At 59.0% G+C, this 20,526-nt stretch carries 16 protein-coding genes and 2 rRNA genes; 10 read left to right on the top strand and 8 right to left on the bottom strand.

What is annotated here, in order from left to right:
• Window positions 1–71: 71 nt before the first annotated feature.
• Window positions 72–458, bottom strand: coding sequence for a CopG family ribbon-helix-helix protein (locus tag C483_RS08400; protein ID WP_006652926.1), 387 nt, complete (start codon window positions 456–458; stop codon window positions 72–74).
• A gap of 94 nt (window positions 459–552) precedes the next feature.
• Here C483_RS08400 and C483_RS08395 point away from each other — a divergent pair, with 94 nt between their 5' ends.
• Window positions 553–1,392, top strand: a complete 840-nt coding sequence (locus C483_RS08395) for a hypothetical protein (RefSeq protein ID WP_006652925.1) — start codon at window positions 553–555, stop codon at window positions 1,390–1,392.
• Between the two features lie 86 nt (window positions 1,393–1,478).
• On the opposite strand, the gene C483_RS08390 is transcribed toward C483_RS08395, so the two are convergent.
• Window positions 1,479–2,828: an outer membrane protein assembly factor BamB family protein gene (locus tag C483_RS08390; RefSeq protein ID WP_006652924.1), complete on the bottom strand. Its 1,350-nt coding sequence runs from the start codon at window positions 2,826–2,828 to the stop codon at window positions 1,479–1,481.
• A gap of 354 nt (window positions 2,829–3,182) precedes the next feature.
• Complete coding sequence (locus tag C483_RS08385) at window positions 3,183–4,286, bottom strand: hypothetical protein (RefSeq protein WP_006652923.1); 1,104 nt, start codon at window positions 4,284–4,286, stop codon at window positions 3,183–3,185.
• A 255-nt stretch (window positions 4,287–4,541) separates the two neighbouring features.
• Here C483_RS08385 and C483_RS08380 point away from each other — a divergent pair, with 255 nt between their 5' ends.
• The 9 genes from C483_RS08380 to C483_RS08335 all read left to right on the top strand — a co-directional run bounded on the left by C483_RS08380 (window position 4,542) and on the right by C483_RS08335 (window position 14,393).
• Window positions 4,542–5,795: a hypothetical protein gene (locus C483_RS08380; RefSeq protein WP_006652922.1), complete on the top strand. Its 1,254-nt coding sequence runs from the start codon at window positions 4,542–4,544 to the stop codon at window positions 5,793–5,795.
• A gap of 107 nt (window positions 5,796–5,902) precedes the next feature.
• On the top strand, window positions 5,903–7,627 hold the full coding sequence (locus C483_RS08375; protein ID WP_006652921.1) for a phage tail sheath family protein: 1,725 nt from the start codon (window positions 5,903–5,905) through the stop codon (window positions 7,625–7,627).
• A 161-nt stretch (window positions 7,628–7,788) separates the two neighbouring features.
• Entirely contained in the window at window positions 7,789–8,241 is a 453-nt protein-coding gene (locus tag C483_RS08370) for a phage tail protein (RefSeq protein WP_006652920.1), read from the top strand.
• Between the two features lie 193 nt (window positions 8,242–8,434).
• The gene (locus C483_RS08360; protein ID WP_006652918.1) at window positions 8,435–9,013 is read left to right on the top strand and encodes a hypothetical protein; all 579 of its coding nucleotides are present in this window, start codon (window positions 8,435–8,437) and stop codon (window positions 9,011–9,013) included.
• Window positions 9,013–9,306 carry a DUF6760 family protein gene (locus C483_RS08355; protein WP_049912511.1) on the top strand — a complete coding sequence of 98 codons (294 nt, stop codon included), beginning with the start codon at window positions 9,013–9,015 and terminating at the stop codon, window positions 9,304–9,306. The genes C483_RS08360 and C483_RS08355 overlap by 1 nt, the downstream gene beginning before the upstream one ends.
• Window positions 9,307–9,391: 85 nt before the next feature.
• Window positions 9,392–9,859 carry a phage tail protein gene (locus C483_RS08350; RefSeq protein ID WP_006652917.1) on the top strand — a complete coding sequence of 156 codons (468 nt, stop codon included), beginning with the start codon at window positions 9,392–9,394 and terminating at the stop codon, window positions 9,857–9,859.
• Between the two features lie 118 nt (window positions 9,860–9,977).
• On the top strand, window positions 9,978–10,643 hold the full coding sequence (locus tag C483_RS08345) for a DUF4255 domain-containing protein (RefSeq protein ID WP_006652916.1): 666 nt from the start codon (window positions 9,978–9,980) through the stop codon (window positions 10,641–10,643).
• Between the two features lie 148 nt (window positions 10,644–10,791).
• Entirely contained in the window at window positions 10,792–11,928 is a 1,137-nt protein-coding gene (locus C483_RS08340) for a M24 family metallopeptidase (RefSeq protein ID WP_006652915.1), read from the top strand.
• A 125-nt stretch (window positions 11,929–12,053) separates the two neighbouring features.
• Window positions 12,054–14,393 carry a PAS domain-containing sensor histidine kinase gene (locus tag C483_RS08335; protein WP_006652914.1) on the top strand — a complete coding sequence of 780 codons (2,340 nt, stop codon included), beginning with the start codon at window positions 12,054–12,056 and terminating at the stop codon, window positions 14,391–14,393.
• A 146-nt stretch (window positions 14,394–14,539) separates the two neighbouring features.
• On the opposite strand, the gene C483_RS08330 is transcribed toward C483_RS08335, so the two are convergent.
• The 5 genes from C483_RS08330 to rrf (C483_RS08310) form a co-directional block, all read right to left on the bottom strand.
• Window positions 14,540–16,573, bottom strand: a complete 2,034-nt coding sequence (locus tag C483_RS08330; protein WP_006652913.1) for a hydantoinase B/oxoprolinase family protein — start codon at window positions 16,571–16,573, stop codon at window positions 14,540–14,542.
• Window positions 16,574–16,578: 5 nt separating this feature from the next.
• On the bottom strand, window positions 16,579–18,603 hold the full coding sequence (locus C483_RS08325; RefSeq protein ID WP_049912510.1) for a hydantoinase/oxoprolinase family protein: 2,025 nt from the start codon (window positions 18,601–18,603) through the stop codon (window positions 16,579–16,581).
• A gap of 156 nt (window positions 18,604–18,759) precedes the next feature.
• Window positions 18,760–20,115, bottom strand: a complete 1,356-nt coding sequence (locus C483_RS08320; protein ID WP_006652911.1) for an MFS transporter — start codon at window positions 20,113–20,115, stop codon at window positions 18,760–18,762.
• 131 nt (window positions 20,116–20,246) lie between these two features.
• A 5S ribosomal RNA gene (gene rrf, locus C483_RS08315) occupies window positions 20,247–20,368 on the bottom strand.
• Between the two features lie 69 nt (window positions 20,369–20,437).
• Window positions 20,438–20,526: ribosomal RNA gene (rrf, locus tag C483_RS08310) — 5S ribosomal RNA — on the bottom strand; the annotation flags it as partial.

Here is a 20,526-nt window from a genome sequence, read left to right as displayed (position 1 = left end):
GAGGAGAGGAGAGGAGAGGAGAGGAGAGGAGAGGAGAGGAGAGGAGAGGAGAGGAGAGGAGAGACGTGAACCTAGGACCGCAACAACAACACCTTCACTCGACCAACAGCGTCGAAATCCCGTAGTTCGTACACCAGGTCTCGCACGCGTGCCGCGTCGCCGCGACAGAAAACCGTCTCGAGACACCAGCCGTCTTCGTGCATATGGCTCGTCGTAACGATCACGTCCTGAAAGTCGTGCTGAATATCGTGCAAGTCGCGGATAACGTGTTCGTGCTGGTAGTCGAACGCCAGGGTCGCGCTGACATCACCAGCGACGGACTCGAAGGTGGTGTGTGCCGCAATGTACTCCTGCATCGCCTCGCGAACCGCACGCGAGCGCGAGTCGAACCCTTCCGCTTGCCAGGTCTCGTCGAACTCTTCGAGGAGGTCGTCCGGGATATTGAAACTCGTTCGCATCGTACCGGTCGTTCGGTCTCAGCACCAAGCAGTATTACGATTCCCCCGAAATGGTGATAACAGACCTTTTGTGGGCCATCGGACGCTATACGGTATGGATCTCGATCTCGTTCTGGGGGTGCTCGTGATCGGGTTCGTCCACGGTGTGCTTCCCGACCATGGCTGGCCGATTGCAGCGACCTACGGACTCAACCACTCTCAGACGTGGCTTTACGGGACACTCGGCGGACTGATACTCGGTCTTGGGCACCTCTTTAGTAGCGTCGTGCTGGTGCTCGCGTACTTCTGGTTCAGCCAGTTTTCGAACTTCGCCGAGGGACCGTGGCTCCGGTACGTTGCGGGGACGATGCTCATTCTACTGGGGATCTACGAGTATCGTCACGGTGGACATGGACACAGCCACGATCATGACCCTGGTCACGACCACGGACACGGACACGAGCACGGTGAACATCATCACCACGATCACGAACACCATCACCACGACCACGGCCACAATCACAACCACGATCACGAACACGGCCACGACCACAACACCGGTGAAATCAACGACGACGAGGCCAGCAATAGCGGTTTACTGAGTCGACTCCGAACCAAACTGTTCGGCGGCGATGGCGACGGCCACCGCCACCTCGACGAATCAGACGCCGACCGCGGCCTCTTCGCACTCGGGACGACCGCACTGCTGCTCGGCTTCGCACACGAGGAACCGATCCAGATTCTGGCAATCTGCGTCGGAACGGCGTACTGTCTCGAACTCATGCTGCTCTACTCGCTTGCCGTAATCATCGCCATCCTCGTTCCAACGCTACTGTTGATCGCCGGCTACGAACGCCACCGGGAGACCGTCGAACGCTACACGCCGTACCTCCCGCTCGTGACCGCAGTCGTCCTCATCAGTATGGGGCTGGCGTTCATCGGTGGTATCTTCTGATCCGACTCGGACTCCGACCCCGACCCCGACTACGATCCGATCGCAAAGAAACAGAGACACAGAGACACAGAGACACAGAGACACCGCTACTCGAGTACCCAGGTCCGAAGCGCGTATTCGCCGTAGCTGTGCTCGCCGTCGTGGTACTCGACTGGCTCTTCGACTGCACCGATCGTGTGCACATCCGACTCCGCAGCTGGGTTCGTGTTCGTGCCCGACTCGAGTGCCACTGCGGTTGCGATACCCTCGGTCTCCAGGACGGTTCCGGCTCCCGTTTCGAGGTCGAACTGACGGACGCCATGCGTCATCGGATCGCGGACCCGGACGTTTTGTGCACACGGGACAACGACTGACGCCGCCGTCGTGACGAGTTCGTGTGCATAGCCGCGAATTTCTGCACTCCAGCGGGTGGTGCCGTCTCTATCGAACACGGCGAGCTGGTGCTCGTTCGGGTGGCGCAAAGCGGTGTCGCGGCTCTCGGTGGCGTAGGTGTTCCCGGTGACGAACGCGACGTAATCGTTGCCGACAGCGACGTGGTTCGGATATGCATACAGCGTCTCCCCCTCACACTCTGTTTCGGTAGCGAGGGGGACCCGCCAGCGTTCCTCACCGCCAGGGCCAAGCAGGTAGCCACACCTGTCGCCGTGACTCGCGACCGCAACGTGGTCCCCATGGACAGCCACATCGCCGACGCGCCGGCCGCTTGTAGTGCCGGGATCCCAGTTCCAGTTCACTGTGCCAGAATCTGCATCGAGGACGACGAGACCGACGTTGTGGTCACCGAGACAGCGGTTGTAGCCGACGGCGAGCTGGGTACTCGAGTGAGTAGTACCGCCAGCGTGTCTGTGACGGTTCGATCCGGGCAAACGCTCGCCAAGTGAGAGCGCGCTCGACGACGCATCCGTCTTATATCGCCAGTCGACGGTTCCGTCCGCATCGAACGCGAGCACGACGCTTTGCCAGCACCGATGCTCGCCATCGCGTTCATACCGCTGGGCGGCTGCGTACACCCGGCCGCGGTCGTCAGTGAGGCTGGCGGCTGGCTCGGACTCGAGTGCGGTCACGTGTGGAAGCGCGAAGAGTCCGTCCTTGGTGGGAACACCGATGTCTGTCGCCGTTTCGTACTGCCAGCACTGTGTGCCTGTGTCGATATCGTACGCCGCAATCGTCCCCCGCTCGCCACGACTCCCGACGATGAGTCGGTCTGTGAGCGGCGTCATCGTGACCGCGTGTCCGGGGTGAGCAACCGTCCAGCGGGGGTCGAGTGTGTCACGGTCGAACGCAGTTACGCGGCCGTCCCAGCGGCCAACGACGAGGAGATCGGCGATGGACTGAACACACGAGCGTGTCCACAACTGACGGCTCCGGACGGGATCGACCCCACCGAGCCAGACGCAGCGGCCGCGGCGGGTGTCGCGAGTAGGTGGGACGTTCATCACTAGTGAAAGCTACCTTTCTCATGTGCAATATAGATTTAGTTTCCGCGGCGGATGCTACTGATGAGCGCGGGACTCTGGGAGCCGGGCCGACAGTTGGTACTGGCAGATTCGATGCAATCATGGGGTGAACTGGCCGGAAAGTGATGTGGGAGGAAGCCGAGTGAGCCGAGAGAAACGGAGGTTGGGTGGAGCGAATGAGTGAGAGTGTTAGAAGAGGGAGAGTGAGGCGAAGGTGAATGGGGCAACGGAGGATGAGGATTGGAAGGAACCGGAAGACGGAGTAAAGCAACACATGAGAACGAGGCTGGAAGGCAGTGGCAGTGGCAGTGAACAGCGCAACCCAAACGCGTATCAAAGGGAAGGCAACGGCGGAAACCGCGTCCAGTCGATAACCGCATCCGGATCGTGGTAGCGCTGATAGAACCCACCCTGTTCGTACACAGCAGTGAACGAGTCGATACCCGGCCCACGGACCCGAAGATCACGCGGCGGTGCAACACCCATTCCAAGATAGCAATCGCGGAGTTGGCACCGAAGATGGTCGACAAGAGCGCGCTGAAACGCAGCAACAGACTCGAGTGGTGTATTCACCGGCAACTGCAGTCGGACGCTGCTCTCGTCGTCAGGAACAGATTCGCTCGAGTGCTCGTATTCTACTCGAGTACATCCATCACGCACCCATTCAACGCGAAGGGGACAACAGGGAAAGACGAGCGTTGTGCCGTCGCGGTCGGTGGTTGCGTCCACCGTCGGGAGGGGTGGCGAATCGTCGACAGGTATCTGCGAGAGCGCGTTGGCGAGGCGAACGAAACAGTCACTGTGTCGGCGTTCCGGGACGGCATCCATCGAGTTCCGGAGCGCGCCGAGTCCCTCGAGTTCGATGAGGGTATCGAGAAGCGGTCGAAGTGCCGCGTCCGCAATTTCGACGGCAATGTCCTGCTCGATCAGTCGACAGGTAGACGGTGCGAATCCAGTCGGCGGATCGACGGGCAGTACATCGGCAGCTGACGCCGCAGTGTCATCATCGGGTGGAGAGTCAGTATCGACTCCGGAGTCGGGATCCGGGCTGAGTACGCTCCGATCAGCACCAGCCACTCGCTGGCGATACGCCGTTTCGAACGTCGTTGCAACCGTTTCAGGCGTCATTGTGCCAAGCACGAGCGTCGCAGCAGCCAGATGTTCCGGATAGGTGATTCGATCGGTCGTGCTGTAGGGATCGAGCGCATCGAAACCGCAGGCACGAAAGGCGACGTACTTGGCAAATCTGGAGCGTTGTGCATGCTGTGTACGTGCCGCCACCGCTCGGTCGTCACCAGTAGCCGGCGGGACGTCGTCCGAGGAGTGGTACTCGAGTTCACCCTCGCGTGTGACGGTAAGCGACTGTTCGATGCCGTCGTTATCTGTGACAGTGAGGTCGACGCGTCGGTCGGTCTGGGACTGAATGGTTGCCTGCATTCGAGTAGGGGGATGGAGCGAGTCGTGCCTGCGGTGTGTTTGAGCTTCGGTGCAGCCGTCTAGTGACTGCAATTCCCATACAGTATATATAAAATATAGCGGTGTGGTTCTAATTACCCAAATTGATGCGTACACTTTTGTTCGGTGCCCGATTACGGACACTACTGTTTACCACACACAGTATTCGTTCAATATCGAACCAATCGATCATTTTATAATAGCGTGAGTGAGAACGATAGATGTGCTCGCTTTGCCATGACTCGGGACGGGGACTACACGACCAACGAGATGGGAGGACTCTCTCAGTTCAAGAAGAATCGATTCTTCAGGGGGAAGTTGATGACCCCCCGCGATATGGAAGCAGAGCAAGCGTACCACGCTGAGCGACTGGAGACGATAACCCGCTTTCTCGATGGATCGGGAATCGTCCATGGACTCGAAATTCAGTCCGTTGCCGAAACAGAGACCGGCCTCGATGTCACGGTTGACGCTGGCTTTGCACTCGACGGACGCGGGCGACCGATCGTCGTCGAACAGGTAACGACGAAGTCGCTTCCCGAACCGACGACCGACGAGGTACACCTGTTTATCCAGTTCAGCGAGGTCGCCGTCGAAACCGTTCCCGTTCCGGACACGGACGGTGCAATCGACGACGAAGCGGTGCCGAACCGCGATGTCGAAGTGTTCGAACTGACACACCGCGAGGAGCCCCCGGAGACCCCCACAGAGCCGCCGACGCTCGACCTCAACGGGTTCGATCCGGAAACGGCCGACGCACAGGCGGTTACCAGAGCACTGACAGCGCAATATCACGCCGACCACCGAACCGGGACGCCGGAAACGGACGACCCGGCCGTCTATCTCGGCGGATTCGAGCGCCAGCCGGATGGACGGTGGGAGCCGATAGCAACCGCGGCAACCGACACCGGCAAACAGTACGCAACTGATCACGAGCTGTTGTTCGCAGCGCTTGCAGCACACCTCGCTGATACGGACAACCCACATCAGACACCAGTCTCCGACCAGACCGAAGACCGACCCGACGACCTGACCGGAATCGTCAAACGGCTCAGAGCGATGGAAGAGACGGTCGGCGAGCTCGAACAGGAGCGAGACACGATGCAGACGTACCTGCTCCGGAAGACCGTCAAAGACCGTGTCCGGTTTTTCGAAACGCTGAGCGATCGACTCGAGCCACACACGGGCGAAGGCGCACGGATCACCCGTGAAATCGCAGAGCTCTCCCGGGACAATCACGCCGCGACCACGCGCGAAGACGTCTATCGCGCACAACTCTCCGCGCTGCTCGACTATCTGGTCCGACTCGGAGAGCCCCTCGAATCGGTGGTCACCGAGGAGAGTCTCGAACGATACCTGAAAGCCGTCTCTCGACTCCAATCGCAGATTGACGAGAACGGACCGTTACTCGAGTTGATCGACGCACACGACCAGGTGTGTGAAGCGGCCGAGTCGCTCGAAATTCTGGTTGGTGTCGTTCCTGAAGCGTAGAAACGTCGAGAATCGCCGCTGGTAGAACGTGTAGATTAAGCAAAAGTATTATATTATATCAATTTAGAATATCCATAACGTAGTAGAAGTTCAAGAGGTAATTAAGAATGCCAGAGTATCAGGCCCCAGGTGTCTACGTCGAGGAAGTCAGTAGCGGAAGCAAATCGGTCGAAGGAGTTAGCACGAGTACGGCTGGCTTCCTCGGTCAAACGCGCCGTGGTCCGGTGGAGCCACGGCTGGTGACGAACTACGCCGAGTTCGAACGTGTATACGGTTCGAGCCCGAAGAACTCTCACCTCGACGTTGCTGTCGATGGATTCTTCAAGAACGGTGGTAGCCGCTGTTACATCGGTCGCGTGACTGCCGTAGATCCGAACGACGTTGCAACGACGACGTTGATCGACGAAACCGGCACGGAAACCGTCGAAATCGAAGCGAACGGTCCAGGCGAGTGGGGAACGTCCGTCGCGGTCATCGTACGCGATGGCCAGCGACCAGGCCAGTTCGACATGATCGTCCGCTACTGGTCGTGTGATCTCGAAGAGGTCAGCCAACCGGAATCCAACCGTCCGGAACCCACACCCGATGTCGAGGAAGTCTTCGATGGCCTCTCGAGTGACCCACAGTCGAGCCAGTTCTACGAAAAACAAGTGACTAGCTCCGTTCTCGTCGACGTCGAATACGTCGAGGACGGCCGCCCCGTCGAGGGACTCACGTGGCTGAGCCGCGACACGCCAACGGCGTGTTCCGACGGTGGTCTCGTCGAGACCGACGGTGAGGAAACCATCGTCTACATTCCAGAGGAACTCGAGGAGCTGGGTTACAACGACCTTCGCGGCGTCGCAAAGCCGTTCGAAATCGCAGGAAACGCCTCGAAGGACGATCTCATCGAAGAGCTCGAAGAGATTCGCTCCGGTGAGCGAGAGGTCGAGGTCGAAGTCGTCACCGAAGAACCCGAAAAGCCCGATGCAGAGGGAGAGGTCACCCTGAGTCACTACGAAGGGATCGACAAGCCCGGTCTCCGCACTGGTCTTGCCGGCCTCAAGGCGCTAGACGACATCTCTATCGTCTGTGTTCCTGACGAGAACGACGTCACCGGACTGACCGACGCCCTCGTGGCCCACTGTGAGAACATGGGCGAGCGGTTCGCGATCCTGCAGGCGCCACAGAACCCCGGTCCAGTTTCGGAGATGGAGACGCCGGTTGACTCCACGTACGCGGCGTACTACTACCCGTGGCTCACCGTCCTCGATCCTGTGACGAACCGCGAGAAACTCGCCCCACCGGGCGGTCACATCGCCGGTATCTACGCCCGAAGCGACGCACAGCACGGCGTGCACAAGGCCCCCGCAAACGAAGTCGTTCGCGGCATCGTTGGCCTGCAACACGAGATCACAAAGGGAGAACAGGACGTGCTCAATCCGAAGGGGATCAACTGTATCCGCAGCTTCCAGGGTCGCGGCGTTCGCGTCTGGGGCGCACGAACCACCTCGAGCGATCCAGAGTGGAAGTACCTCAACGTCCGACGCCTGTTCCTGTTCATCGAGCAGTCGATCGACGAGGGGACGCAGTGGTCGGTGTTCGAGCCGAACGACAAGGACCTCTGGGCACGGATCCGTCAGTCTGCCGAAAACTTCCTGACGACTGTCTGGCGCGAGGGCGGCCTCCAGGGGTCGACCGCAGACGAGGCGTTCTACGTCCGCTGTGGCGAGGAAACGATGACACAGGACGATATCGACAACGGTCGCCTCATCGTCGAAATCGGCGTTGCACCGGTCAAGCCGGCTGAGTTCGTGATCTTCCGCATCAGCCAGGACACCGGCGACGCCTAACGCCACCAGCACTGCGAGCCGTCAGTTACCAGCCTGCGAGCACAGATACGTGGAACAACCTGCGGACACGAGACGCGTGACAGACAACCGAACGAAGCGGGGCGCTGTGACTACGGGAGCGCCTCAGCCGACATCAACTCACAACAGACAACAGAGCACATATGCCAGAACACGGACCACTTCCAAGCACGGAGTTCGCCGTCGAACTCGACGGCGTCGACATTCCCGGTTTCCTCGAGGTCAAACTGCCGACCCAGGAAACGGACGAACAGGACTACCGCGAAGGCGACGACCCGAAGCACTCGAAGAAGCTCTTCGGTGACGTCCACTACACGCCACTCGTACTGGCCCGCGGTGCCGAAGAAGACAACGAGCGACTCGACGACTGGCGAAAAGCCGTCGCAAACGGTGACGCTGAGGAGGCACGAAAGAACATTGCCGTCGTCATCCAGGACAAGGCGGGAGAGTCTGCTCTCCGATTCGAGTTCACCAACGCCTGGATTCGAAAGTACGAACCGCCAGCACTCAACGCACAGGCAGGCGGCGGCCCGGAAGCGATCGCCGTCGAAACCTACACCGTCGAATTCGAGGAGATGGAACGGAAGAACGTATGACCGGATCGGATGGGGAAAACGAGACAGCAGTGTCGATAGCCCGCGCGTACACGGTTGGTCGCAACCGGTACCGTGACAGTTGGACTGTCGATGCAGAGGGCTGTCTGCACACCGGATCGGCGACGACCACGCCGTTCGTCGAGCGCACGACGACGAGTACGCAACCGGGCACACGTCGAGGTGTTCGTCATCCATGACAGAGCAGCCACTACAGACCGAGTTCGAGTTCACGCTGCCTCGAGGGTACGTCGACGACGATGGCACACTCCACACGGAGGGCCGGATGCGTCTTGCGACCGCTGCCGACGAAATCCAACCGTTGCAGAACCCGCGCGTACAGTCGAACTCGTCGTACCTGACCATCGTCTTGCTCTCACGCGTCGTCACTGAACTCGGGACACTCGAGACGATCGACGAAGACGTCATCCAGAATCTCTTCGTGACGGATCTCGAGTATCTCCAGGCGATGTACGAACGAGTCAACAACCGCGGGCGGAACGCCACGGAAACGGCGTGTCCGGACTGCGGGTCGGTGTTCGACGTAGATGTCGAGACTGGTGCACAGCTCGCACCGCCAGCCGATGCAGAGAGTGAGCAGCCAGGTGTGAACGCCGACGCAGACCCCATCAAAGGGGTTCACGGAACCGGTGAGTCGGTCGATTCGATCGGGGCCGCTACCGCTGTATCTGACGGTTCGAACGCCGAGAACGACACCGAACGGGAGCACGAACACGAACAGACGGAGGTCGAAGCGGGAAACCCGAGCGAGTAATACGGCTGTCCGATCCCGACACCCTCTTCGAGGAGGTCGCGTTCATCGCCTATCACTTCGGCTGGAGCCACGACGAGGTCCTCACACTACCCCACTGGGAACGACGCCGGTGGTGTGGCGCGATCAGCGAGATCAACGACCGAATCAACGAAACGGGGATGCCAGACCACAGAAGCGATCAGCGCGCGACTGAGAGAGGTGGCGACGCCAGCGGGCAGGCTAGTGGGGCCGGTAGCTTCCTCGATGATGACGGTGATGGGATCGTGCTGCAGAACTCACTCGACGAACTCTGAAACGAATTGACAGCGACTCGAACGACGACGGGAGAGACGAAGATTCAGGGAACTCCCCACTTTTGCAAGCAGGACCCAACATACAATGACTGGCAACGAAACACCATACACGGGCGGAGACGGGCCATACGCGCAGTACAACTTCGAAGTCGAAATCGATGGCGAGACAGTCGCGGGTTTCGCAGAGGTCTCGGGAATTACGATGCAACTCGAGACGATCGACTATCGTGAGGGAGGGGTGAACGACCACGTACACACACTCCCGGGAACGTTCGCACACGCGAATCTCGTGTTGCAACGCGGAATGACAACGGATGCATCGTTCTGGGAGTGGATTCAGGACGTGATGAGTGGCAGTGTCACTCGAAAGAACGTCGTTGTGAAGATGCGGGAGGGGTTCAACGGAGAGAACGGCTGGGGGTGGGAGTTCAAACGCGCCTATCCGACGATGTGGCGTGGGCCTGATCTTGTGAGTACGAATCAGGGGATGGCAATCGAGTCTATCGAACTGTCCTACGAGCGATTTTCGAAGATGTCAGGATTGCCGGAGTAGCACGGATACCAGGACTCACAAACGGATTGAGACAGGGAGACGGGAACAGACGACAACGAGACACGACGCCGAATGCACTCGAGTTACACCCAAACAGTACACAAGACAGAGATACCAAATGGCAGCACCAACCGCACTTCGAGACACGACTGACTTACTGGTGACGCTGCTCCGGCTTCAGTTGGCGGGAGATGATGACGACCGACTCAACGAATCCCAGATACAACCAATTCCACCGACGGCAGTCGACGACGACTCGACGGTGAGACTCACGCTTAGCCTCTATGGCGTCTCGAAAGCTGGGTCGCTCAACACCGGTTCGAAGCGTATCACCGACAATCGAACGGAGAAGCCACCGCTTGGACTCGAGCTCCGGTATCTACTGATGGCGTTTCCGAGTGCCGACGACGAACGTGATGCGGTGTTAGCCCAACAGCAACTGCTCGGGACTGCGATGCAAACACTCTACGACGCCGAAGCAATCGAGCCCGAGGAATTGCCAGCGGGGCTCGACGAGCGACTGACGATTACACTCGAGCAACACGAGCCATCGGCCGTAACTGAGCTCTGGAACTCGATGCCGGATCTACCGCTCTATCCGCACGTGATCTATACGGTTCGTCCGATTCGGATTCCGTCGACGCAGTCGACACCGTTCGAACGCGTCAGCGAGCGAGACGTGCGTGTTGGGCGCGGTGGTACCACTGACACGGACGGTGAGAGCAACACAAGCGAAGAGCGCAGCGAACGTACCGAGATGGACAGCAACGAGCAGGGAGTATAGGGAGATGGGCTAACCAGTTAGCCTAACTGATCAAGACAGGTGGGAGAGGGGAAGAGGGAAGCACAGCGAGTCCGCTCTGACGACAGTCGAGGTCAATAGAATGGGGAACCCAAACAATCAGCACGGTAACGCACGAACAGCAACGTAGATGACAGCCACCGACTCTTCGAGCACCGAGGCGGACTCGAGTACACTCATTCACGACAGACTGGATCGCGCACGGGAGACACTCGAACGGGAAGGAGCAGCTGCCCTGATCCTGTTCCCGAGTTCGAATATGGGGTATCTCAGCGGTTTTCAGGAGGAACCGATGGAACGCCACCTGTTCCTGTTCGTGACTCGCGAGGAGACGCTGTTTCTCGCACCCGAGATGTACGACGAGCAGTTGGCGGCCGAGTCGGTCGTCTCGAGGGTTCGAACCTGGAGCGACGGTGACGATCCAACAGTGTCGCTCGCAGCGATCGGTGACGAACTCGAGATTACGACCGGGCGGCTCCTCGTCGACGATACGATGTGGGCGCTGTTCACACAGGATCTGCGCGAGACGTTCCCCGAAGCGACGTTCGGGCTCGCGAGCGAGGTCGTCGACGAGCTTCGGCTGCGGAAGGACGAGGTCGAACTCGAGAAGCTTCGCGAGGCTGCAGCCATTTCGGATCGCGTCAGCGAAGCCGTTCGCGACCTCGGTGAGGAGGCAATCGGAATGACTGAGGCCGAACTGGCAGAGGAGATCGAACAGCGGCTGACGGCGGCCGGTGGCGAGGGCGTTTCGTTCGAAACCGTCGTTGGATCGGGACCGAACGGCGCACGACCGCACCACCGCCATACCGACCGACAGATCGAACGCGGAGACCCCGTAGTACTCGACTTCGGGACGAGCGTCGAGGGCTATCCCGGCGATCAGACGCGAACAGTCGTGTTCGATGGTGAGCCGCCTGCAGGTTTTGAAGACGTTCACGATGCAGTGCTTGCTGCCCAGCAGGCTGCACTCGATGCAGTCGAACCCGGTGTCGAAGCACAGGCGATCGACCGCGCGGCACGGGAGGTACTCGAAGACCGGGGCTACGGCGAGGAGTTCGTTCACCGAACGGGCCACGGTGTCGGCCGTGATGTACACGAACCGCCGTACATCACCGAGGGGAACGAGCGAGTGCTCGAGCCGGGAATGGTGTTCAGTATCGAGCCCGGAGCGTACCTCGAGGGCGAATTTGGTGTGCGGATCGAAGATCTGGTTGTCGTCACCGACGACGGCTGTGAGCGGCTAAATCGATCGCCACGGGAGTGGTAGTGCGATTTGGGTATCCGCCAGGACAGGTACGTCTGCCACACCTGTACACCTGTCGCGTCTGCCACACCTGCCACACCTTCCACGCCTGCCAAGGGGTTTAGTTCATCGGCGCACAATCCGCCCTAATGAGTGAGCAGGAAGATTCCTCCAATCCGCCCGTCCCGGAGACACGAGAGGAAACTGAGACACCCACCCACTCACAGACGCTGCTGAACAATGTCTCCGAAGGAATCTTTCAACTCGATGCCGAGAAGCGGTTCGTCGCGGTAAACGATTTTCTCACTGAAACAACGGGCTACACACGAGACACCCTCCACGGAGAACACATATCAGTCCTGATTGACGACGTCGATAGCAAGCGTCTCGAACAGGAGATTCGTGCTCGAGTCGACGCTGGCACCGACCCAGAGACGGCGTTTAATCTCACAGTCGAGACATCGTCTGGCGATCGTATTCCCTGTGCGTTACGATTCAACCTTCTCATCGATGATGGCTCGTTGACGGGGATTGCCGGCATTATTCGACCGATCGAAACGAACGGGTCAGCGACCGATCACTCGCCGTCAGTCTGGGGGACCCACGAACCAATCTCGTCCGTCATCGACGAAGCTGATGTTGGTGTGTTCGTTCTCGACGACCAGTTCGACATCGTGTGGGTTAACGAGACGATCGAAGAGTACTTCGGCCTCAACCGGGCCGATATTATCGGCCACGACAAAGAGGCACTCATTCGGGAACGCATCGGTAACCGGCTTGCTAACCCCGAAACGTTCACCGAAACAGTGCTTGCAACCTACGACGACAATACGTACGTCGAACAGTTCGAGTGTCAACTCACCGCCGGCCCAGATCGAGAAGAGCGCTGGCTCGAACACCGAAGCAGACCAATCGAGTCCGGCTGGTATGCAGGAGGGCGCGTCGAACTCTACTACGACATTACCGACCGGAAAACGGCAGAGCGCATCACACAGGATACGAAGAAACAGCTCCAGCAAGAACACACCCTCACCGAACAAATTCTGGAAACGGCACCGGTTGGAATGACCGTCGTTAACCGGGATGGCTCGGTTGCTCGGACAAACGAACGAATGACGGAGCTACTCGAGGTACCCTCGGCTGAAGAGTCGTACACCGAGGAACAGCAGGACATGTTCGATGAGAACGGCGAATTTCTTTCGCCGGAAGACCGACCTGTCTCTCGTGCATTCGAAACGGGAGAGCCAGTGATCGACCACGAGGTTCTGCTCACACAATCGGACGGACAGCGCCAGTGGCTCTCAATAAATGCGAGGCCGATCACCGACGAGCAGGGGGAACCGAAACAGGTGGTCGAGACGGCTACGGATATCACAGATCTGAAAACGCTCGCGGAGAGACGAAAGCGAGCCCTGGACGAACGAGAGAAAGAACTCGCTGCTGTCCAACTCGCAACGAACCTCCTCGAGTCCAGCGACCAACCAGTAGGGCAGTTCATCGAGGAGTTCGTCACGGTTCTCCCGCAGTGTTTCCAGTATCCCGCCCAGACAAACGCACGAGTGTCTATCGGCGATAACGTCGCGACCACGGACGGCTACGGGCAGTTCGACGACCAAATCACGTCCCGTTCGGCAACGAGTAACGGCACGCCGATTGCAATCAGCATCGGCCTGGAAACCGTTCCCGATTCTGCCCTCGACGACTCAGTCGAGTTTCTCGAGGAAGAGCAGGCGTTGATCGAGACGCTCGCACTGCTTTTGAAACTCCACTTCGATCGCCAGGAATACATTGACGATCTCCAACAGTCGAACGAACGCCTCGAACAGTTCGCCTACGCGGCCAGCCACGACCTGCAGGAACCGCTCCGAATGGTGTCTAGCTACTTGCAGCTTATCGACCAGCGATACGCTGACGAGCTCGATGCCGATGGGCAGGAGTTTCTCGAGTACGCCGTTGACGGTGCTGAACGAATGCGCTCGATGATCGAGGGATTGTTGCAGTACTCTCGCGTCGAGTCGCAGGGGGATCCGTTCGATGCAGTGGATCTCGATGTGGTCGTCGCGGACGTACTGGGCGATTTGCAACTGTCAATCGAGGAGCACGGTGCAACGATCACCACCGACTCGCTTCCGACCGTTGAGGGCGACGCCAGCCAACTGCGGCAGGTGTTCCAGAACCTCATCGACAACGCGATCGAATACAGTGGTGACGACCCACCGCGTATCCACATCACTGCCGAGCGGACAGGCAACAACTGGAGAGTGACGGTCCGTGACGAGGGAATCGGCATCGATCCCGAAGATGCCGACCGCGTGTTCGAGGTGTTCCAACGTCTTCATACGCGCGACGAACACGCCGGAACAGGGATCGGTCTTGCACTCTGTCGTCGTATCATCGAACGCCACACGGGCGAGATCCAGGTAGACTCCGAGCCCGGACAGGGAGCAGCGTTTTCGTTTACGCTCCCAGCCCTCGATGACGCTGATTGAGACGCACCCGGCGGGTCGTGTCGAAATTCAGGTTGCGAAAGTTCGCATGCGATAGCAGGCGTGTATTCCGTTGTACGGCGTGGCCCATGTTTCCCAGATTACGCTGACAGCGGAAACGACAGCGGCGACAGCGACGACAGCGACGACTACCACTCGCTCGCCGCTCGCTCCCGCAGCATCGCTCGGAACTGCGCCGTCGTCTGCTCGAGTAACTCACCGGAAGACCACTCGAGTATCACGCCGTAGCGACGGATGAGATCGAGCGTGTCGAGTTCGCCCTCGCGATAGCGCTGGGCGACCGCCGCAGGGTCCTCCTCGAGCCACTCCGTTCGGTGGTCTCGGATGTGGTCGCGCTGGTCAGCCGTTGCATCGTGATCGATTTCGTACGCACAGACCTCCGGATCGATTTCGTCGATGACGACACCGTAGTCCCGTTTGGCGCGTTCGACAGAGACGTAATCGTCCTTGACGTCTTCGAGGACTGCGTCGGGGTCGCGCTCGAGTGGGTCGCCGAACCCGCCGCCGCCCGACGATGGGCGGACGAACTCGTCTCCGTCGTCGATCGGAACGTTCGAGAACACCGTCCCCATCTGGCGTTCCTCGCCGTCCTGAGTGAGTGTGACGCCGTGTGGAATTCCAGGGAGACCGCCGTTGATGCCCCAGGTGATCGAACGCGACCGGTCCGAACAGTACGACATGACACTGCTCTCGCAGGCGAGCATTCGGCCACCCTTGCGAACGCCACAGCCGCCACGGTACTCACCTGGTCCCGCAGAATCAGTGACGATCGAGTGCTGGCTGGTCACGAGCGGTGTGTCTCGCTCCTGGCCCTCGAGTGACTGGACGGCGAGGCCGGCACCGAACACCGGTGCGGTCGCATTTGAGCCATCCTTGCCATCGCGACCACCCCACCCGCCGGCCATCCAGTCGTACCAGGCGAACTCCTGGCCCTCGTGGCCGGGACGCTGGTCCTGTCCGCCAGCGAGCAGGTACTCGAGGTTGAACGACGCCGCCATGGCGCGCTCGGGTAGCACCTCCGACCAGAGCTCGAAGATAGCGTTCATCACCTTCTCGTACGCACCGGCGACCGAGCCAGTGACTGGCACTGGTTCTGGTGCATCGACGACAGTGCCTTCCGGGAGGTCGGCACTGACGACACGATAGAGTCCCGAGTTGAGCGGCACGTCCGGGAAGAACATCTTCGTCCCGGAAACGACCGCCGAAAAGGAGGTCCCGAACGTCGAGTTCAGGAAGTTGCCGACGTACTCGTCAGAGCCCGAGAGATCGTAGTGGACCTCATCGCCGTCGATCGTCATTTCCACGTCGATCGTGACGAATCCTTCCTCCTTGTTGGGATCTGCGTCGATATAGTCCTGCGTGTGCCAGGTGCCGTCCGGCAGCTCGCGGATCTGCTCGCGCATGATCCGTTCGACGTACGACTTGGACTCGTCGAACGCCGTCATGACCGTGTCGATGCCGTACTTATCGACGAGTTCGAGCAGTCGCTCCTCGGCGATACGCGTCGCTTCTGTCTGGGCCCGCAAATCCCCCATTCGGTCCTCCGAGAGACGCATGTTCGTCGTCAGGAGGTTTGCGACATCCTCGCGGAACTCGCCAGCGTCCCAGATTTTGAGCGGCGGAATGCGCAGCCCCTCCGCGTAGTGGTCGTTCGCCTCGATGTTGAACGACCCCGGTGCCGGACCACCAACATCCGCCCAGTGGCCGTTCGACTGCGTGACGGCGATCAGCTCGTCATCGTAGAACACCGGTCGCATGATCCGAACGTCGTTGATGTGCGTACCGCCGAGGTACGGATCGTTGACGATGTAGACGTCACCCGGATTGATGTCGCCCTCGAAGTACTCGAGTGTCTCCTTGCAGGTGTAGTGGAGCGTGCCGACGTGGACGGCGATGTCCTTCGAGCCCTGCATCACCGTGTTCCCCTGGGCGTCGTTCAGACAGTTGCTGAAGTCGCGGTTGTAGATCACGAACGAGTAGCACGTTCGTCTGATCTGTTGTGCCATCCGGTCGACGAGGTTCGTAAAGGAACTGCGAAGAACCTCGAACGTAACCGGGTCGAGGTCGATGTCGGCCTGTGGTTGTCCGTCTGTGTGTGAACTCGAGTCAGAGTTTAGGTCTGGATCTGGGTCTGGGTCTGAGTCTGAGTCTGAGTCTGTCATAACAGTTACACCGTGAGAATGATGTTCCCCGTTTGCTCGACCTCGGCCGTCGCGTTCGGTGGCACGACTACGGTCGAGTCCATCTGTTCGATAATCGCCGGTCCCTCGAGCGTCGCGCCTGCTCCGAGTTCGTCACGATCGTAGACCGCGGTTTCGACGAACTCGCCTGCCGAGTCGAAGTACGCCTCACGAGTCGTCCGCTTTGCCCCATCGGCGCTCCCGTCACCAATTTCGGGGAACGCAGGTTTCTCGACGACGCCGCGACCGGTCACGTGGAGGCCGTAGATTTCGACTGGCTGGTCCTCATCAGAGTAGGCGTAGGTCTGTTCGTGCTGGCTGTGGAACTGGGACCTGATCTCTGCCATACTCTCGATCGGCCGTGAGCAACTGACCTCGAGTGAGCGCCACTGGCCAGTGTAGCGCATCTTGATCTCGTGGTCGAGTTGAATCTCGCTCTCGTCGACGCCCTCCTCATCGAGTCGGTCGTGAATTTCGGCTTCCATCTCCGAAAACGCCGCCTCGATGTCGTCGACGACATCGGCTGCGGCGTCAGCGATGAACGTCTGTGAAAGATCGTGTTCGACATCAACCAGTAGACAGCCAAGTGCCGAGTTGATTCCCGGATATGGCGGAATAATCACGTTGGGAATGTTCATCTCGCGCGCGACATGGGCCGCGTGCAGCGGCCCCGCACCGCCGAAGGCGACGAGTGCGAAGTCACGGGGATCGTACCCCTTACTCGTCGAGACGAGACGGACGGCGTTGCACATATTGGCGACAGTGATCTGCTCGATCGCCGATGCGGCCTCCGTAAGTTCGAGATTGAGCGGGTCAGCGATATCACGTTGGATAACGTCACGGGCAGGTTCAGCGGTCGCATCCATGTCACCACCGAGGAACTGATCCGGGTCAACCCAGCCAAGAACGACGTTTGCATCCGTCGTCGTCGGTGTATCTCCGCCACGAAGATAACAGGCCGGTCCCGGATCGGCTCCCTGACTCTTCGGACCGACCCGAAGCGAGCCACCGTCGTCGATCCAGGCGATTGAGCCGCCACCGGCACCGATCGTCTCGATGTCAGTCGAGGGAAACATGATCGGATACCCGTACTCGACGGCCCACTCGTCGGTCGTCTCGATTTCGCCCTCGTGTGTGAGCGAGACATCTGCACTCGTCCCACCCATATCGAATCCGATCGCGTTCTCGAAGCCACACTGCTGAGCGATGTGGCGACCTGCAATCGCACCTGCCGTCGGCCCCGAGTTCGCGATACGGGCCGCGTAGTAGGCAATCGCCTCAGTCGTCATCACCCCACCGCCGGAGTGCATCGCGAGCACGTCGCCGTCGTAGCCCCGGTCAGCAAGTTGGTCCGCCAGGTCAGTCAGATAGTCGCGAACGACTGGAACCAGTGCCGCATTGATAACCGTCGTACTGGTCCGCTCGTGTTCGAACATCTCCGGCAGGATCTCGTGGGAGCTACAGACGAACGCCTCGGGATACTCGTCTGCGATAATTTCCTCGACGCGCTTCTCATGTTCACCGTTGACATACGCGTTGATCAACGAAATCGCGATCGTGTCGATTCCACGCTTTTTAAAGATCCGAACGACATCGCGGACGGCATCCTCGTCAAGCGGTTCGACGACGTTTCCTGCATAGTCGACCCGCTCGGGGACCTCAAGCCGATCCCGTCGCTGGACGTACGGATCTGCGACGTCTTGATAGGCGTCCCAGAGATCCTCTTTCGTTGCATCCCGTATTTCGTGAACATCCCGGAACCCCTCGGTCGTGATCAGGCCGATTCGAGGCAACTCGCGCTCGATCAACGCGTTCGTCCCGACCGTCGATCCGTGCGAGAAGAACTCGAGGTTGTCAATTCTGGTATCTGCCTTTGATAGCCCATTTATCACCCCCTCGGCCGGGTTCGCCGGTGTCGAGGGCGTCTTTTCGATTTCAATCTCACCCGTTTCTTCATCGAAGACGATCACATCCGTAAACGTTCCGCCAATGTCTACGCCAGCACGTCTCATACTATCATGCCACACAGTAGATCACGGCCAGGCCACATAACTGTTCGTCTAGAATTAAACCAGGTGCAACTCACCAACGAGAAATAAAAGGGAGTTTTCGAGATAGAGAGAACGTTGTACAAGGAACCAAATCAGACAGCGTCAAGCCAACAGGAGTTACCACTCAACGAGGGCACGACGTCCGTGCCCCCAAACAAGTATCACAAAGAAGGTACCAACACCCGTCAACGCGAACAGGCCACCAACATAGAACACGGATGCCATACTCACCTCGTACATAAGCCAACCGCCAAGCAAGGGTGCAATAACGCTCCCAGGCCGCCAGACGAGTTCCCGAATACCGAAACTCGAGGCGACACCGCCGTCGTCCGTACCTTCATCGGCGAACAAAGCCATACTTGCCGGCTCGCGGAAACTATCTGCAATACCAAGCAGTCCGGACAGCACAACAAGTGGTACGAACGCGGGTGAGACCTCACCGAACACCGAAATCTGCCCAGGGATTGCCTCAAACGGGAGCCAGGCCGGCAACACGACACCTGCCAACGCTGACGGAACAACGAGAACAATGTCAGATGGAAGCGCAAGTGAAGCACCGATCGTCGGTGCAAACGGAACGAGTAGCGCAACCAGACCGTAAGCTGCGCCACCAGCGAAAACGAACATCGCACGCCCATAGCTGTCGGACAGTCGGCCCGTAAACGGCTGACAGCACATATTCGTGAACTTTTCTGCGACAACAGTGAGAGCAACTGCAAGCCCACCATATGCTAACCCACCTTCTGCAGCCGCAACCCCGGCAAAGATCGGAATCCACGTTCGAACGAGCGTCACCGAAAATGCGTACTGAAATCGGAAACTCGAGAGTGTCAGCAGTCGACGATTCAACGCTAGATCACTGAAGGGGAACCCGTGAATCCGAGTCTCGTCCGGTTTGAGATACCGAAACGTTCCAAGCCAGGCAACGAACATCAGACAGACAATTATCGCAAAAATCGGGCCAAATCCAAACAGTTCGAACAGCGAACCCGCGCTAATGCTGCCGATGATCGATGCCGCATAACTCGCAGCGTTTGCCTTTCCGATATGATTCGCCCGTGTGCTGCCAGCAGCAATTTCGCCGACAAGAGACAACGTCATCAGTCCCGCACCGGTGACGGCAACCCCCTGCAGTGCACGAACCGCGATCAGGGAGGCACTGGAATCAACGAGCGGAAACAACGCGTAGACACCGATACCAATAGCGAGTACAACAAGCAGTACTGTTCGTTTGTCAAATCGGTCACCAGCCCAGGCGAGCGGAACGATTGCGACAGTCTGTGCAAGCGTGAATCCCGATGTATAGAACCCGACAATAAGACCAGCACTGATCGTCATTCCAAGAACCGTCGTTCCGCTCGGATCGAGCGTGTTGATGTACGAGGGGAGCAACGTGACAAGCGTAATGAATCCGAATCCCTCAGCAAACCGAGTTGCATAGAGCGACCAGAATTGGAGACGGTTCTCGTTCACATACAGTATCTCGAAAGGGTATGAAAATCAGTTTCGAATCGAAAGTCACACAGGGATTTTCCCGTGGCCGGATCGGTTGCCAGAGACGGTTGTGCAAGAGCAGTTGCTATCGAACGTGAAATGAAGTATGAATGGAGCGGCGAATCGGCTCTCCCAGAGGATCTCTCACTCCAGTACTCACCAATACGCAGGTGGGCTTATCTTCCGTGTTCGGAATGGGTACGGGAGGAACCCCACCGCTGTGGCCGCTTTAACTCCGAGTGGTGGAATCGAACCACCGTGAACGACCACGTGCTCGGACCGTCTAAGATGAAGTATGAGTGGGGGGCGGCGAATCGGCTCTCCCAGAGGGTCTCCCACTCCAGTACTCACCAATACGCAGGCGGGCTTATCTTCCGTGTTCGGGATGGG

It is taken from the genome of Natrialba hulunbeirensis JCM 10989 (assembly GCF_000337575.1).
GTDB classification, from domain to species: domain Archaea; phylum Halobacteriota; class Halobacteria; order Halobacteriales; family Natrialbaceae; genus Natrialba; species Natrialba hulunbeirensis.
The sequence above is the reverse complement of the archived record's forward strand: the minus strand, read 5'-3'. Positions and strand labels throughout refer to the sequence as shown.